The following is a 13,807-nucleotide window of genomic DNA, read 5'->3' as shown; positions in this document are numbered from 1 at the left end:
ATTTGCGAGCATGGGAAGACCTAATAATCAATGCGATCCGGGGGCGCAAACAACCCCGGGCGGACGACTGGGGGACTGATTTTTGGTGATCTTTCTGCCGGCCTGCCGCGGTAATACGGGGCCCCTTTCCTCAATTTTCGAACTGCCTGCCGCTGCCCTTCGGGGTAAACATCGTAATGCTGTCCGCCCGCTGAACACGGACAGAGGAAAAAGGACCTGATGCATGGCCGAAACTGGCACTGTAAAATTCTTCAACACCGACAAAGGCTTCGGCTTTATCAAGCCAGATAATGGCGGCGCCGATATCTTCGTACACATCTCTGCCGTCCAGGCTTCTGGCCTGTCCGGTCTTTCTGAAAACCAGAAAGTAAGCTTCGACACGGAACCGGATCGTCGTGGCAAAGGCCCCAAGGCTGTCAATCTGCAGATTGCTGGCTAAAGCCCAAACGGCTCTCTATTCGAGTTGAAGCCCGGCAGCGATGCCGGGTTTTTTTATGCCTGTTTCACTGTGGCGCAGTCAAAGCCCTGTCAGGTATGGGTTGGAGCGCCGCTCATCACCGATGCGCCCACCGGGTCCATGGCCACAGAGAAACCCGACCTCGTCTCCCAACGGCAATACCTTGTCGCGGATCGAGGCCAGAAGCTGGGCATGATCGCCGCCGGGCAGATCGGTGCGGCCGATCGAGCCGTTGAACAGCACGTCTCCCAGATGCGCAAAACCTTCCGCGCGGTTGAAGAAGATCACATGGCCGGGCGCGTGGCCGGGGCAATGAAAGATCTCGAACACATGGCTGCCGAAGGAAACGCTGTCGCCCTCCGCCAGGTAGCGATCTGGCACCAGATTGCGCAGCGGCATGGCGACACCGAATTTCTGGCCCTGCACCTCGAGATTTTCGAGAAGCGGCTTGTCATCGATATGCGGGCCGATGACGGGCACACCCAGCCGCTCGCGCAGTTCGTCTGCACCGCCGGCATGGTCGAGATGGCCATGGGTGATCCAGATTTCCTTCACCGTGATCCCGTTCTGCGCGATGGTTTCAACGATCGTGTCGACGTCTCCGCCGGGATCGACCACCACGCCTTCCTTGCTATCGGCATCGAAGAAAATGGTGCAGTTCTGCTGGAAAGGAGTGACCGGAATAATGCCGGCCTGAAGCTTGCCCATATCGTTGCCGCCTGATTTCAAGAGAGTGTCCGGGCCGGGTATAACGACAAAACGTGCCGGCGGTCAGCCCCAAAAATCAGTTGGCCGCAGCCAATTGTGCATCGCCGGCAAGATAACGGCTTTCGGCAGACAGCGGCGGCGAAAGCGATACGGAAAGCAGCAGAAAGGCGGCGACTGCCAGCTTCAGCGACAGCACGGTCAACAGGACCGGTCGCAACGAATTGGCCGGGGCATCGGTGAGATCTGCGGACAGTGTCTGGGCGGCGATGGCGGTCGGCATGGATGGCTCCTTGTATCTGGCGGTGAGAACGGGTGACCATCGTGAAGGTTCCGAAACGAAGTCTTACAGTTTGTAACAATCGTGGCGCGTTTCACGGATTGAGAATGACGGGTCATCAAGAGTGACGAAACAACGCCGCCATACGATTATGCAATTGACCTAAAGCCTTGACAGGACAGCCGTGGGCGATATCCAGAAGCTTTAGGGCGAGGCAGTGATGTCCGGAAACACGCCCGGCGAAATGGAGGCCGCGTGATACGCGCAACGACCGGAAAAGCGGTGGCGAAAGTACGACCGCAAATGCCAGCCGTAGATGAGGCAGAGATCGACTTCGAGTGCATCGAGTTGTTCTTCTTCGCTTACCGTGATTTCATTTCCGATCCGGATGCTATCCTCGACAAGCTGGGCATGGGTCGCGCCCATCACCGTGTCGTCTATTTCGTCTGCCGCCAGCCCGGCATGATGGTCGGCGACCTCCTCGATATTCTCAGGATTACCAAGCAGTCGCTGGCGCGCGTCCTCAAGCAGCTGATCGACGAAGGTTATATCCGCCAGATGGCCGGCGCCAAGGATCGTCGCGAACGCCGGCTCTATCCGACGCTGGCCGGCCGCGAACTGGCGCTTGCCCTTTCGCAGCCGCAATCGCAACGTATCGCCCACGCCATGGAGCCGCTTTCACCGGAAGCGCGCGCAGGCGTCATGCAATTCCTTCAGCGCATGCGTCAGCCGATAGCGGCCGACAGTCAAAAGGCGAGTAAGACGACATGAGCAAGGTTCCTCTTTCGGACGATGCCGCCCACCTTCTGGTCGTCGATGACGATACCCGCATTCGCGACCTGTTGAGCCGATATCTCACCGACCAGGGTTTTCGTATAACGGTCGCGGCTGACGCGGCGGAAGCACGCCGCAAGCTGGAAGGGTTAAATTTCGACCTGATCATCCTTGACGTGATGATGCCGGGCGAAAGCGGCCTGTCGCTGACGGAAGCCATGCGTGAAAAACGTGCCATTCCGATCATCCTGCTGACGGCGCGGGCCGAGGCGGAATCGCGCATCGCCGGCCTTGAGGCTGGTGCCGACGATTATCTTCCAAAACCCTTCGATCCGCGTGAACTGGTTTTGCGCGTCAACAACATCCTGCGTCGCAGCACGTCTGCCGACACTCCGAAGATCGACCAGATCATGTTCGGTCCGTTCACGTTCTCGATTGCCCGGCGCGAATTGCGCCGTGCGGCCGAAAACATCCGCCTGACGGATCGCGAGCAGGAAATCATGCTGCTGTTTGCGCTGCGCGCCGGCGACACCATTCCGCGTCACGAACTGATCGGCGATGATGCCGATGTCGGCGAGCGCACGATCGACGTGCAGATCAACCGCCTGCGCCGCAAGATCGAGGACGACCCGGCAAACCCGATCTATCTTCAAACCGTTCGTGGCATCGGTTACCGTCTCAGCATCGATTGAGGTCTTGTGCGGCCGGGTCAGAGACCCTCCACATGAAAACCGGAAGGCAGCATGGCGATATTGGAAAGCTTCAGGCGCACGACCGGACGGCTGCAACCGCCCGGCTGGCGCCTGTTCGGGCGCTGGCTGAAACGGCGCATGCCGACCGGCCTCTACACCCGCACCATGCTGATCGTCATCATCCCGATGCTGCTTCTGCAGACCGTGGTTGCCGCGGTGTTCATGGAGCGCCACTGGCGCATGGTGACGGATCGCCTGTCGCAAGCCGTCACCCGTGATATCGCTGCCATCATCGATGTCATCCGTACCTATCCGCAGGATGGCAATTACAGCGAAATCACCCGCATCGCCGATCAGCAGCTCGATCTGAGCATCCTGATCGAACCGAATGCGCAATTGCCGCCGCCGCGTCCAAAACCGTTCTTCTCGCTGCTGGACGATGTTCTCGCCAGCCAGATCCAAACCAATGTCGGCCTGCCCTTCTGGATCGACACGATCGGTGACAGCGGCCTCGTCGAGATCCGCATCAAGATCGATGATCGCGTGCTGCGTGTCTTTGCCCGCCGCAGCCAGGCCTATGCCTCCAACACCCACATCTTCCTGGTCTGGATGTTCGGCACCTCGCTGGTGCTTCTCGGCATTTCGGTGCTTTTCCTGCGCGGCCAGATCCGGCCTATCCTCGCGCTTGCCGATGCAGCCGAGACGTTCGGCAAGGGCCAGCGCAGCGACGAACCGTTCCAGCCACGCGGCGCCGACGAAATCCGCCGCGCCGGCCTTGCCTTCGTGCTGATGCGCGAACGCATCGAGCGCCAGATGGACCAGCGCACCACCATGCTGAGCGGCATCAGCCATGACTTGCGCACCATCCTCACCCGCTTCAAGCTGCAATTGGCGCTGGCAGGCGACCTTCCCGAACTGCAGGGCATGAGCGCGGATGCAGACGACATGCAGACCATGCTGGAAGGTTATCTGGCTTTTGCCCGCAACGAATCGGAAGAGGATATCGGCGTCCTCAAGCTCAGCGACCTGATGGAAAAGATGCGCGCCGACTTTGCCCTGCACGGCAAGACCATGACCTATTCGATCGACGGCGAAGATGAACTGTCAGTGCGGCCGAACGCTTTCCTGCGGCTTGTCGACAACCTTGCCTCCAACGCCCAGCGTTACGCAAACTCGCTGCATGTGGAAGCGCGCCACAGCGCCAAATGGCTGATGCTGGTATTCGACGACGACGGTCCCGGCATTCCGGAAAATGCCCGCGAGGAAGTGTTCAAGCCCTTCTACCGGCTGGACGAAGCCCGCAATCTCAACGCATCCGGCACCGGCCTTGGCCTTGCCATCGCCCGCGATGTCGCCCGCGCCCATGGCGGCAATGTCACGTTGGGAGAAAGCCCCAAAGGAGGTCTGCGAGCGATCGTCAGAGTGCCTGCCTGATCGGTCAATTCGGGCTGACAAATAGTTCAGTCGCCTGAAGATGACAGCCAGTCGAATATGTGCAATAGCAACAGTTGATAGAGAAACGAGATACAGCCCGCATGACATCAAACGTCCGTGACAATTTCGGTAATCTTCTCAGCCAGGCCGGCCGCAATTGGCGCCGCGCCCTCGACTTGCGCCTTCGGCCGTTTGGCCTGACGGATGCCACATGGCTGCCGCTACTGCAGCTGTCGCGCGCCGAAACACCGATGCGCCAGAAAGATCTCGCCGAAGCGCTTTTTCTGGACAGCTCGTCTGTCGTGCGCCTTCTCGATGCCCTGCAGACCAGCGGCTTCATCGAACGTCGGGAGCACCCTGAAGATCGTCGCGTCAAGACCATCGTGCTGACGGAGGCCGCTCAAGGCGTTCTGGCTCAGGTCAATCAGGTTGCGGCCGAAGTGCGCAAGCAGGTTCTTTCCGGTCTTTCGGACGAAGAGCTGGAAGTCGCATCACGTGTCATGCGCAGTATCAGCGCCTCCATCGACCTGCCCGAGACGGAAGAGACAGCTTAAGCCAGCCCAGCGCATCGGAAAATGGCACGCTGCGCCGGAGATTACATGATCTTCCGGCCGTTCGGTACAGTGCGTTCCGGCGAACCGAGCACGATGGCGCCGGCTTCATCCTCGAAACCCAGCGTCAGCACTTCCGAACGTACCGGGCCGATCTGGCGCGGCGGAAAATTGACGACCGCCATCACCTGTCGGCCGATCAGCGTTTCGGGTGTATAATGCACGGTGATCTGTGCTGACGAACGTTTTATGCCGATCTCCGGGCCAAAATCGATGCGCAGCTTGTAGGCGGGCTTGCGGGCTTCCGGAAATGCTTCCACCTCGATGATCGTGCCGACGCGGATGTCGACCTTCTCGAAGTCGGCATAGGTGATTTCGTCGCTCATGCTCAGCTACCAAGCTCCTGTGCGCGTGTTCTTGCTGCTTCAAGCGCCGTATCGAACAGCGGCTGCATGCCGTCCTCTGCCATCAGCACGGAGAGAGCGGCCGCCGTCGTGCCGCCGGGCGACGTGACGTTCCTGCGCAGCTGCGCGGCTTCATCGGGGGATCGCCGCATCAGCTCGCCCGCCCCCGACACGGTTTCCCGCGCAAGCCGCATGGCAAGGTCCGCCGGCAGGCCGAGCTTGCGCCCCGCTTCCGCCATGCACTCAACGAGATAAAACACGTAGGCCGGGCCGCTGCCGGACACGGCGGTGACGGCATCGATATCGGCTTCGCTCGAAACCCACTCGACGGGACCGCTGACGGCCAGAAGTTCGGTCACTCGGCTGCGCTGCTCATCCGTGACGCGGGCATTGCCGTAAGCGCCGGTAATGCCGCGGCCGATCATGGCAGGCGTGTTCGGCATGGCCCGCACCATGGCGGCTTCACCGAGATGTTTTGAAAGAGAGGAGAGCGTGGTGCCCGCCGCAACCGACACGACGACCGTCTGTGGCCCGACGACGCGTTTCACCAGTGGCAGCACGGTTTCCATCATCTGCGGCTTGACCGCAAGAAACAGGATGCCGGCAATCAGGCCTTCCGGCGCAGCGGGATAAGAGGAAGCCCCCTTCTCCGACAGCTTCGCTCTGATCGCCTCGGATGGCGACGGATCGAGAACAACGATGGAGGCGCCATCCGTGCCGGCATCGAGCCAGCCCGAGAGCATCGCGCCGCCCATATTGCCGGCACCAACGAGAACGATCGGCCCCGCCACCGCTGCAGTCATCAGGCCTCTCCGACGGTTTCGAACAGAACGCATTCCATGGCGGACTTGGCATCCATGCCCGACCACACGACGAACTGGAATGCCTGATAATAGTTTTCGCAGGCATCGAGCGCACTGGAGAGCAGAACCTCCACCTGCTGGTTGGTCGGCTCGGCACCGCCTGCCAGAAGCAGGGACTGACGGAAGATCACCACATCTTCCTGACGCCACAGGTCGAAGTGACCCATCAGCGTCTGGCCGTTGACATGCGACAGCAGGCGGAAAATCTCGTTGACGCGCACTTCCGGCACCTTCAGGTCGAAGGCGCAGGCCAGATGCAGCGCCTCGAACTCTTCCATCCAGGAGAAGGACACGTGGTAATCCGTCCAGTGACCGGCGACCGTCATGGCGATTTCGTCCTCGCCAGAACGCTCGAACGTCCAGTCATTGGAGGCAGCCACAAACTCGATCATATCGACCGGGTTAGACTGTCGTTCAATTTCCATTCCCATGACGTTCATGCGGCACCTTTTAGACCGGGGTTGGATCTTGCGAAATTCACGTGCGAACACACCAAAACGCGACACAACGAACCGGAGACAAAATCTGGAATGATCGCCGACGAACTTGAGCCTAGGCTTCGCAACATGTGCGGAGCTTGCCGGTGTTCATCTCGAATCATCTTGTAAAATCAGTGTATAGGCACAGAGTCCCAACTCCAGCCCCCGGCTTTAGATTTTGCGGGGACGACTCACAAACCATGCTCGGATTTGGATTGAGCGGGAACGATAACTGACTCTGGCAATTGGCTTTTTCGGCAGTGTCCACAGGGTGCGGATTTTTTAACGTACCGTTTACCAATAGGCGGGCGATGCACAACAAAACGGGGCTGCCAAGCCCCTGATTGCCAACGGAATGTCCGTCAGCGGCATTATCAAGAGAAAATTGTGGCTGGAACAAGACCAGCCACAAGCGCTTGTGAATCAGGCCTTGTCGGCGAGCTTGGCTTCAAGAGCTTCGATGCGGGCCTTCAAAGCGTCATTTTCGTCACGCGCCTTGATGGCCATTTCGCGCACGACTTCAAACTCTTCGCGCTTGACCACTTCCATGCTGTTGAGGAAACGCTCGGCCTGCGCCTGGAATGCGGTTTCCACTTCCTTGCGCAGCCCCTGTGCGGTGCCTGCAGCATCCGTCATCAGCCGTGCGAATTCGTCGAAGATGCGGTTCGTTCCGGTTGACATTGTGGTCTCCGTATAAAGGGGCCGCAAAAGGGCCATTGATCTGTGGAAATCAGGTAGGGTCTGGCGTCGCCGCTTGCAAGAAGATTTGGCGTCACACCCGCCGATTCCAAAGATGCCTGAGGATGACGCGAGGTGACACGGAGATTCGTCTTGACCGCGATTTTCCCAAGCCCCATGGTCCGCAAACGCCTGTTTTAGGCCTCTTTTAAGTATGTATCCCGCCGGGAGAGCGTAGAATTTTGGTAACAGCGTCCAGTCTCCTTGCCATAATGCCATTTCCGAACATCGATCCGATCGCTTTTTCCATCGGGCCGCTTTCGGTACATTGGTATGGTCTGGCTTATGTTGCAGGCATTCTTCTCGGCTGGCTTTATGCCCGCAGACTTATCGCCACATCAAAACTATGGCCCAACGACACCCCGCCGATGACGGCGCAGCAACTCGACGATTTCCTCGTCTGGGTCGCAGCCGGCGTCGTGCTTGGTGGCCGTATCGGCTATATCCTGTTCTATGACTTCGCAGCCGTCGCAGCCGATCCGATCCGCGCATTGCAGATCTGGAACGGCGGCATGTCCTTCCATGGCGGCCTCACCGGCACCACGATTGCGATGATCCTGTTTGCCCGCCGGCATTCCATCCCGGTATGGAGCATGTTCGATATCGTTGCCGCCGTCGTGCCGCTGGGCCTGCTGTTCGGCCGGATCGCCAATTTCATCAATGGTGAACTCTGGGGTCGCATCAGCGACGCGCCGTGGGCTGTGGTTTTCCCGACCGGCGGCCCCTTCTCCCGCCATCCGAGCCAGCTCTACGAGGCAGGCCTGGAAGGCATCGTGCTGCTGATCCTGCTCGCCATCACCGTCTACGCCTTCAGAGCGCTGAAGACACCCGGCACCGTCACCGGCCTGTTCGTGATCGGCTACGCCGTGTCGCGCATCTTGGTGGAATTTTTCCGCGAACCGGACGCGCAGCTCGGTTACCTCGCCTTCGGCTGGCTGACCATGGGCATGGTCCTGTCGCTGCCGATGGTGGCGCTCGGCATCTGGTCAATCGTCCGTGCCCGCCTCGCGGCCGGCAAGGCCGCGTAGGACGACGAGGACGCCCATGACCACGCCCCTCGCCGACAAGATCAAGACGATCATCCGCCACAACGGCCCGCTCAGCGTCACCGATTATTTTGCCATATGCCTCGCTGACCCGCAGCACGGCTATTACATGACGCGCGAGCCGTTCGGCCGCACCGGCGATTTCATCACCGCGCCGGAGATCAGTCAGCTTTTCGGCGAAATGCTCGGCATTTTCATGGTACATGCCTGGCAGCAACACGGCAGCCCGACGGAGAATATCCGCCTCGTGGAGATCGGCCCCGGTCGCGGCACGCTGATGCTCGACATGCTGCGGGTCATCTCGAAACTCGCACCGACACTGTTCGAAGCAGCCCACGTGCATCTCGTCGAAACCAGCGAACGCCTGCGCGGCGTGCAACGCATCACGCTCGAATCCTATTCGGCCAAGGTCAGCTGGTTCGGCGATTTTGAGGAGGTGCCGGAAGGTTTTACACTTCTGGTCGCCAACGAACTGTTCGACGCCATCCCGATCCGCCAGTTCGTCAGGACGCCGACCGGATTTCGCGAACGCCTTGTGACGCTGGATGCCAATGACGAACTCGCTTTCGGCGTCGGTATCGCCACGATCGATCCGCAGCTTTTGCCGGTCCCGCATGGCAACGAGCCGGAAGGCACCATCTTTGAACTGGCACCTGCCCGTCAGGCGGTGATGCAGACCCTGTCCGAACGCCTGCGGCATCAGGGCGGCACGGCAGCGATCATCGATTACGGCACCATGGTCACCAGCTATGGCGACACCCTTCAGGCGGTTCTGCGCCACCAGTTCGATGACCCGCTGGCGCATCCAGGCGAGGCCGATCTCACCAGTCACGTCGATTTCGAGGATCTGGCCAAGGTGGCGCGTTCTGCCGGTGTGCAGATCAACGGCTGCCTGCGTCAGGGTGATTTTCTCTACGGCCTCGGCATTGCCGAACGCGCCTCCAAACTGGCCAATGACAAACCATTCGAGCAGCAGAAGCTGATTGCCGCCGCCGTCGATCGCCTCGCTGGCGAAGGTGCGGGCAAGATGGGCGAACTGTTCAAGGTCCTCGCCGTCTCCAGCCCCGATGTGCGCCTTGCACCGTTCCGCAAGATCGACTGATCGCAGCCCACGGAGCGTCGCAAACCGTTCCGTGATCTGCATCGCGATTGACAGACGGCGTTCGGCTGGGCCAACATCCGGCCCAACGAAGCAGCGAACCGGGAAACACCGCACCATCCGCCTGCAACATTGATCCGGTGCCGAGACCTTCATCCATCCATCCCATATCAGAACGAGAAACAGTCCAGCCGATGCAGGAAAACTTGCCGACGCCGATTGAAAGCCCGCTGCTCGCCCAAAACGCCGGCAGCCGCATTCGCCATGGTTTTTTCACGCGCCAGGGCGGCGTTTCGCAAGGCATCTATGCCGGTCTCAATGTCGGCCTCGGTTCGGATGATGTCCGCGAAAATGTCGTCGAGAATCGCCGCCGTGTCGCCGCCTGGTTCGGAGAGCAGGCAGAAAATCTCGCCACCGTGCATCAGGTTCATTCGCCCGATGTCGTTGTCGTCAGCAGCGACAATGCCGGCGAACGCCCACAGGCCGACGCCATGGTCACCCGCGTGCCCGGACTTGTTCTGGGCGTGCTGGCGGCCGATTGCGGGCCGATCCTGTTTGCCGATGCGCAAGCGGGCGTCATCGGCGCGGCCCATGCCGGCTGGAAAGGCGCGCTCGGCGGCGTCGCAGAAAACACCATCACCGCCATGATCGCGCTCGGAGCAACACGCGAAAACATCACCGCCTGCCTCGGTCCATCGATTACTGGCGCCAGCTACGAGGTCGGTCCGGAATTCGTCGAACGGTTTTTGGGTTTCGATCCGGCTTACGACGAATTCTTCGCGCCGTCAGGCAAGCCCAGCCACGCCCTGTTCGATCTGCCCTCGCTCACCCTCAAGCGCTTGAAGGCGGCCGGCGTGCGGGCGGAAAAACTCGATATCGACACCTATCCCGACCCCGACCGTTTCTACTCCTATCGTCGCACCACACATGCCGGTGAACCCGATTATGGCCGGCAGATTTCGGCGATCAGCATCATGAAGAAGGAAGGCTGACATGGCCCTGCATTTCGAGAGACCGGAATATGACGCCCGCCTTGCCCGCCTGACAGAGCGGATGCGGACGGAAAAGCTCGATGCCATGCTGCTGTTTGCTCAGGAAAGCATGTACTGGCTGACCGGCTACGACACGTTCGGCTACTGTTTCTTCCAGTGCCTCGTGGTCAAGGCCGATGGCACGATGTCGCTGATCACCCGCTCTGCCGATCTGCGGCAGGCACGCCATACCTCGACCATCGAAAACATTGTCGTCTGGGTCGATCGCGCCAATGCCGATCCGACCGTCGACCTGAAAAACCTGCTGAGCGAATTCGATCTGCTCGGCACCCGCATCGGCGTCGAATACGACACCCATGGCATGACCGGCCGCGTTGCGAAACTGCTCGACAATCAGTTGAACTCTTTCGCCCAACTTGTTGATAGCTCCTATCTCGTCGGCGAACTGCGGTTGATCAAGAGCCCTGCTGAAATTGCCTATGTGGAAAAGGCAGCCGCCCTTGCAGACGACGCACTCGATGCCGCCCTGCCGCTGATCAAGGCAAGCGGCAATGAGGCCGATATTCTGGCGGCGATGCAGGGCGCCATCTTTGCCGGCGGCGGCGATTACCCCGCCAACGAGTTCATCATCGGTTCCGGCGACGACGCGCTGCTGTGCCGCTACAAGGCCGGCCGCCGCACGCTGTCCGCCTCGGACCAGCTGACACTGGAATGGGCCGGCGTCAGCGCCCATTACCATGCGGCGATGATGCGCACGGTGCTGATAGGCGAGCCGAGCGCCCGCCACCGCGAACTTTACACGGCCTGTCACGAAACCATCCTTGCGATCGAAGAGGTGCTTCGCCCCGGCCACACCTTTGGCGACGTTTTCGACACCCATGCCCGCATCATGGATGAGCGTGGCCTGACACGTCACCGCCTCAACGCCTGCGGTTATTCGCTCGGCGCGCGTTTCTCGCCGTCCTGGATGGAGCAGCAGATGTTCTATCAGGGCAATCCCCAGGAAATCCTGCCCGGCATGTCGCTGTTCGTCCACATGATCATCATGGATTCGGAAAGCGGCGCGGCAATGTCGCTGGGCCATACCTACCTGACGACAGAGGAGGCGCCACGCGCCCTCTCCCGCCACCCGCTCGACCTTATTGCCCTGCCCGCTTTCCCGGCCTGATGGAGAAAGTGCAGACGGCGCCACCGACGGTGGCGCCAGCGGCATTGACAGGCCCGGAAAGGCGCACGTAAATTTACCGCCGGGACTGGTGGTAAAGGAGACGGACATGCGGCACGGCAAAACAATGCCCGCAATTGCCGGCGGCACTCCGTTTCGCGCGATCACCCTTGCTCTCTCCCTAAGCCTCACATTGGCGCTCTGTGCCTGCAACACCACCGATGCCCTGACGCCGCAGGTCGATGTCGGCGGCGGCATGCAGCCGTCGAACCCTGTCACGCAAGCGGATACGGAGCGCATGGCCTCGAGCCAGCAGCCGGCCTATCGCTCGAACGCCTATGCCGGCAGTAGCAACTATGGAAACGATCAGTTTCCGGAGCCTCCATCCAGAAACCGCCGCGGCCCGCAGAATTCGCTGGAAGCGCAGGCACGCGCCATCGAGGCCGGCAACGAATCTCAGGTCGCCTCCGCACCGCTCGATCCGCTTCCGGGCACCGCCCCGGCCTCCACGGAGACCCCTGCGAACAATCCGCCGCAGACCCAAAGCGCGCCGATGCAGGCAAACCTGCCGCCGACGCGCGCGAACACGACCGCGGAAACGATCCGCTTCCTGCCGATCATCGGTGCGCCCGTACAGGCCGTGACGCCGCTGTCGCGCCAGCTCGGCATGCGTGCCCGCGCCGCCGGCCTCACCATCAAGTCCTCCGGTGACAATTCTTCCGAACATATCCTCAAGGGCTATCTTTCCGCCTTTCCTGATGGCGGTGGCATCACCGTGGTTTATGTCTGGGATATTCTCGACAGCGGCGGCAACCGCCTCAACCGCATCCAGGGCCAACAGAAGGTTCCCGGCGGCGGAACAGACCCATGGGCGTCGGTGCCCGCCGCAACGATGGAAACGATCGCCGGCGAGACGATAGATGCGTATATGGAATGGCGGCATGCACAACCGGGCTGAAACGCGTCGCAACACCGCATTGACTGATGCAAAAACAGCGCCTGCGTCATGGAGTCTTCATAAAAAAGTAGGGGCATCGGCCAATCGGACTTGCATTCACAAACTGCGGCGGTAAAAGGCCCCATCCAGCACACAATAGGCGGACCGAAATGAAGGTTTTCGCAGGAAATTCGAACCGGCACCTAGCCGATGCGATCTGCAAGTATCTCAATGTTCCTGTTGGAAAAGCCAGCGTCAGACGGTTTGCGGACCAGGAGATCTTCGTAGAGATCCAGGAAAACGTTCGCGGCGAAGACGTGTTCGTCATTCAATCGACGTCCTTTCCCACCAACGATCATCTCATGGAACTGCTGATCATGATCGATGCGTTCAAGCGGTCTTCCGCCAAGCGCATCACAGCAGTCATTCCCTACTTCGGCTATGCTCGTCAGGACCGCAAGGCCGGGCCGCGCACACCGATTTCGGCAAAGCTCGTCGCCAACCTCATCACCGAGGCCGGCGCCGACCGCGTTCTGACACTCGACCTGCATGCAGGCCAGATTCAGGGCTTCTTCGACATCCCGACCGACAACCTCTACGCCGTGCCGATCCTCGGACGTGACGTCAAGGAACACTATGACCTGAAAAACGTCATGGTCGTTTCCCCTGACGTCGGCGGCGTGGTGCGTGCCCGTTCGCTTGCCAAGCGCCTCGATTGCCAGTTGGCGATCGTCGACAAGCGCCGCGAACGCGCCGGTGAATCGGAAGTCATGAACGTCATCGGTGACGTGACCGGCAAGGACTGTCTGCTTATCGACGACATCGTCGACTCCGGCGGCACGCTTTGCAACGCGGCCGAAGCGCTCCTGAAGAACGGCGCCACCAGCGTGACGGCCTATATCACCCACGGCGTTCTGTCCGGCGGTGCCGTCACCCGTATCGCCTCGTCGATGCTGAAGGAGCTTGTCATCACCGACTCGATCCAGCCGACGACGGCCGTACAGTCCGCACCGAACATCCGCGTGGTCTCGACCGCCAACCTTCTCGGCGAGGCCATCAACCGCACGGCACTGGAAGAATCCGTATCCAGCCTGTTTGACTGATCCAGCGATCATCAAGTATCAAAAAAAGCCGCCCTGCTTCAGCAAGGGCGGCTTTTTTGTTGGCGTTTCTTACCACCTCTTCGGTGGT

The 13,807-nt window shown here is 60.4% G+C and carries 17 protein-coding genes; 11 read left to right on the top strand and 6 right to left on the bottom strand.

All coding sequences use genetic code 11. From position 1 onward, the window contains the following. Positions 1 to 223: 223 nt before the first annotated feature. Positions 224 to 439, top strand: a complete 216-nt coding sequence (locus tag EDF70_RS04185; RefSeq protein ID WP_003494703.1) for a cold-shock protein — start codon at positions 224 to 226, stop codon at positions 437 to 439. Positions 440 to 517: 78 nt separating this feature from the next. Here the strand turns inward: EDF70_RS04185 and EDF70_RS04180 are convergent, their stop codons facing one another. Together EDF70_RS04180 and EDF70_RS04175 are read right to left on the bottom strand one after the other, a co-directional pair. Beyond that, positions 518 to 1,165, bottom strand: a complete 648-nt coding sequence (locus EDF70_RS04180) for an MBL fold metallo-hydrolase (protein WP_132272054.1) — start codon at positions 1,163 to 1,165, stop codon at positions 518 to 520. A gap of 76 nt (positions 1,166 to 1,241) precedes the next feature. Beyond that, positions 1,242 to 1,445, bottom strand: coding sequence for a hypothetical protein (locus EDF70_RS04175; RefSeq protein ID WP_132272053.1), 204 nt, complete (start codon positions 1,443 to 1,445; stop codon positions 1,242 to 1,244). A 300-nt stretch (positions 1,446 to 1,745) separates the two neighbouring features. Here EDF70_RS04175 and EDF70_RS04170 point away from each other — a divergent pair, with 300 nt between their 5' ends. From EDF70_RS04170 to EDF70_RS04155, 4 genes are all read left to right on the top strand, one after another. Further along, complete coding sequence (locus tag EDF70_RS04170; protein ID WP_132272052.1) at positions 1,746 to 2,213, top strand: MarR family transcriptional regulator; 468 nt, start codon at positions 1,746 to 1,748, stop codon at positions 2,211 to 2,213. Further along, positions 2,210 to 2,908: a response regulator gene (locus EDF70_RS04165; protein ID WP_132272051.1), complete on the top strand. Its 699-nt coding sequence runs from the start codon at positions 2,210 to 2,212 to the stop codon at positions 2,906 to 2,908. The genes EDF70_RS04170 and EDF70_RS04165 overlap by 4 nt, the downstream gene beginning before the upstream one ends. 138 nt (positions 2,909 to 3,046) lie before the next feature. Continuing rightward, the gene (locus EDF70_RS04160) at positions 3,047 to 4,342 is read left to right on the top strand and encodes an ATP-binding protein (protein ID WP_245519072.1); all 1,296 of its coding nucleotides are present in this window, start codon (positions 3,047 to 3,049) and stop codon (positions 4,340 to 4,342) included. A gap of 101 nt (positions 4,343 to 4,443) precedes the next feature. After that, on the top strand, positions 4,444 to 4,896 hold the full coding sequence (locus EDF70_RS04155) for a MarR family transcriptional regulator (RefSeq protein WP_132272049.1): 453 nt from the start codon (positions 4,444 to 4,446) through the stop codon (positions 4,894 to 4,896). Positions 4,897 to 4,937: 41 nt separating this feature from the next. Here EDF70_RS04155 and EDF70_RS04150 read toward each other — a convergent pair whose 3' ends face one another. The 4 genes from EDF70_RS04150 to EDF70_RS04135 form a co-directional block, all read right to left on the bottom strand. Next, the gene (locus tag EDF70_RS04150) at positions 4,938 to 5,279 is read right to left on the bottom strand and encodes a tRNA-binding protein (protein WP_132272048.1); all 342 of its coding nucleotides are present in this window, start codon (positions 5,277 to 5,279) and stop codon (positions 4,938 to 4,940) included. A 2-nt stretch (positions 5,280 to 5,281) separates the two neighbouring features. Next, positions 5,282 to 6,100, bottom strand: a complete 819-nt coding sequence (proC, locus tag EDF70_RS04145) for a pyrroline-5-carboxylate reductase (protein WP_132272047.1) — start codon at positions 6,098 to 6,100, stop codon at positions 5,282 to 5,284. After that, positions 6,100 to 6,600 carry a YbjN domain-containing protein gene (locus EDF70_RS04140; RefSeq protein ID WP_132272046.1) on the bottom strand — a complete coding sequence of 167 codons (501 nt, stop codon included), beginning with the start codon at positions 6,598 to 6,600 and terminating at the stop codon, positions 6,100 to 6,102. The genes proC and EDF70_RS04140 overlap by 1 nt, the downstream gene beginning before the upstream one ends. 462 nt (positions 6,601 to 7,062) lie before the next feature. After that, complete coding sequence (locus EDF70_RS04135) at positions 7,063 to 7,320, bottom strand: accessory factor UbiK family protein (RefSeq protein ID WP_132272045.1); 258 nt, start codon at positions 7,318 to 7,320, stop codon at positions 7,063 to 7,065. A gap of 239 nt (positions 7,321 to 7,559) precedes the next feature. Between EDF70_RS04135 and lgt the strand changes: the two genes are divergently transcribed. From lgt to EDF70_RS04105, 6 genes are all read left to right on the top strand, one after another. Next, positions 7,560 to 8,405, top strand: coding sequence for a prolipoprotein diacylglyceryl transferase (gene lgt / locus EDF70_RS04130; protein WP_132272044.1), 846 nt, complete (start codon positions 7,560 to 7,562; stop codon positions 8,403 to 8,405). 16 nt (positions 8,406 to 8,421) lie between these two features. Further along, positions 8,422 to 9,525 carry a class I SAM-dependent methyltransferase gene (locus tag EDF70_RS04125; RefSeq protein ID WP_132272043.1) on the top strand — a complete coding sequence of 368 codons (1,104 nt, stop codon included), beginning with the start codon at positions 8,422 to 8,424 and terminating at the stop codon, positions 9,523 to 9,525. A 191-nt stretch (positions 9,526 to 9,716) separates the two neighbouring features. Then, positions 9,717 to 10,514, top strand: a complete 798-nt coding sequence (gene pgeF / locus EDF70_RS04120; RefSeq protein ID WP_132272042.1) for a peptidoglycan editing factor PgeF — start codon at positions 9,717 to 9,719, stop codon at positions 10,512 to 10,514. 1 nt (position 10,515) lies between these two features. After that, positions 10,516 to 11,682, top strand: coding sequence for a Xaa-Pro peptidase family protein (locus tag EDF70_RS04115; protein WP_132272041.1), 1,167 nt, complete (start codon positions 10,516 to 10,518; stop codon positions 11,680 to 11,682). Positions 11,683 to 11,788: 106 nt separating this feature from the next. Next, entirely contained in the window at positions 11,789 to 12,637 is an 849-nt protein-coding gene (locus EDF70_RS04110; RefSeq protein ID WP_245519035.1) for a hypothetical protein, read from the top strand. 149 nt (positions 12,638 to 12,786) lie between these two features. After that, entirely contained in the window at positions 12,787 to 13,719 is a 933-nt protein-coding gene (locus tag EDF70_RS04105) for a ribose-phosphate pyrophosphokinase (RefSeq protein ID WP_132272040.1), read from the top strand. Positions 13,720 to 13,807 lie beyond the last annotated feature (88 nt).

It is taken from the genome of Neorhizobium sp. JUb45 (assembly GCF_004343585.1).
In the GTDB taxonomy this organism is placed as follows: domain Bacteria; phylum Pseudomonadota; class Alphaproteobacteria; order Rhizobiales; family Rhizobiaceae; genus Neorhizobium.
This window is presented reverse-complemented; position numbering and strand designations above follow the sequence as displayed.

Excerpts from the sequence above, each read along its gene's own strand:
- EDF70_RS04175 (WP_132272053.1), bottom strand. The coding sequence starts at position 1,445 with ATGCCGACCGCCATCGCCGCCCAGACACTGTCCGCAGATCTCACCGAT.
- EDF70_RS04105 (WP_132272040.1), top strand. The coding sequence starts at position 12,787 with ATGAAGGTTTTCGCAGGAAATTCGAACCGGCACCTAGCCGATGCGATC.
- EDF70_RS04180 (WP_132272054.1), bottom strand. The coding sequence starts at position 1,165 with ATGGGCAAGCTTCAGGCCGGCATTATTCCGGTCACTCCTTTCCAGCAG.
- EDF70_RS04165 (WP_132272051.1), top strand. The coding sequence starts at position 2,210 with ATGAGCAAGGTTCCTCTTTCGGACGATGCCGCCCACCTTCTGGTCGTC.
- EDF70_RS04150 (WP_132272048.1), bottom strand. The coding sequence starts at position 5,279 with ATGAGCGACGAAATCACCTATGCCGACTTCGAGAAGGTCGACATCCGC.
- EDF70_RS04125 (WP_132272043.1), top strand. The coding sequence starts at position 8,422 with ATGACCACGCCCCTCGCCGACAAGATCAAGACGATCATCCGCCACAAC.
- EDF70_RS04135 (WP_132272045.1), bottom strand. The coding sequence starts at position 7,320 with ATGTCAACCGGAACGAACCGCATCTTCGACGAATTCGCACGGCTGATG.
- EDF70_RS04160 (WP_245519072.1), top strand. The coding sequence starts at position 3,047 with ATGCCGACCGGCCTCTACACCCGCACCATGCTGATCGTCATCATCCCG.
- proC (WP_132272047.1), bottom strand. The coding sequence starts at position 6,100 with ATGACTGCAGCGGTGGCGGGGCCGATCGTTCTCGTTGGTGCCGGCAAT.
- EDF70_RS04155 (WP_132272049.1), top strand. The coding sequence starts at position 4,444 with ATGACATCAAACGTCCGTGACAATTTCGGTAATCTTCTCAGCCAGGCC.
- EDF70_RS04140 (WP_132272046.1), bottom strand. The coding sequence starts at position 6,600 with ATGAACGTCATGGGAATGGAAATTGAACGACAGTCTAACCCGGTCGAT.
- EDF70_RS04185 (WP_003494703.1), top strand. The coding sequence starts at position 224 with ATGGCCGAAACTGGCACTGTAAAATTCTTCAACACCGACAAAGGCTTC.
- EDF70_RS04170 (WP_132272052.1), top strand. The coding sequence starts at position 1,746 with ATGCCAGCCGTAGATGAGGCAGAGATCGACTTCGAGTGCATCGAGTTG.
- pgeF (WP_132272042.1), top strand. The coding sequence starts at position 9,717 with ATGCAGGAAAACTTGCCGACGCCGATTGAAAGCCCGCTGCTCGCCCAA.
- EDF70_RS04115 (WP_132272041.1), top strand. The coding sequence starts at position 10,516 with ATGGCCCTGCATTTCGAGAGACCGGAATATGACGCCCGCCTTGCCCGC.
- EDF70_RS04110 (WP_245519035.1), top strand. The coding sequence starts at position 11,789 with ATGCGGCACGGCAAAACAATGCCCGCAATTGCCGGCGGCACTCCGTTT.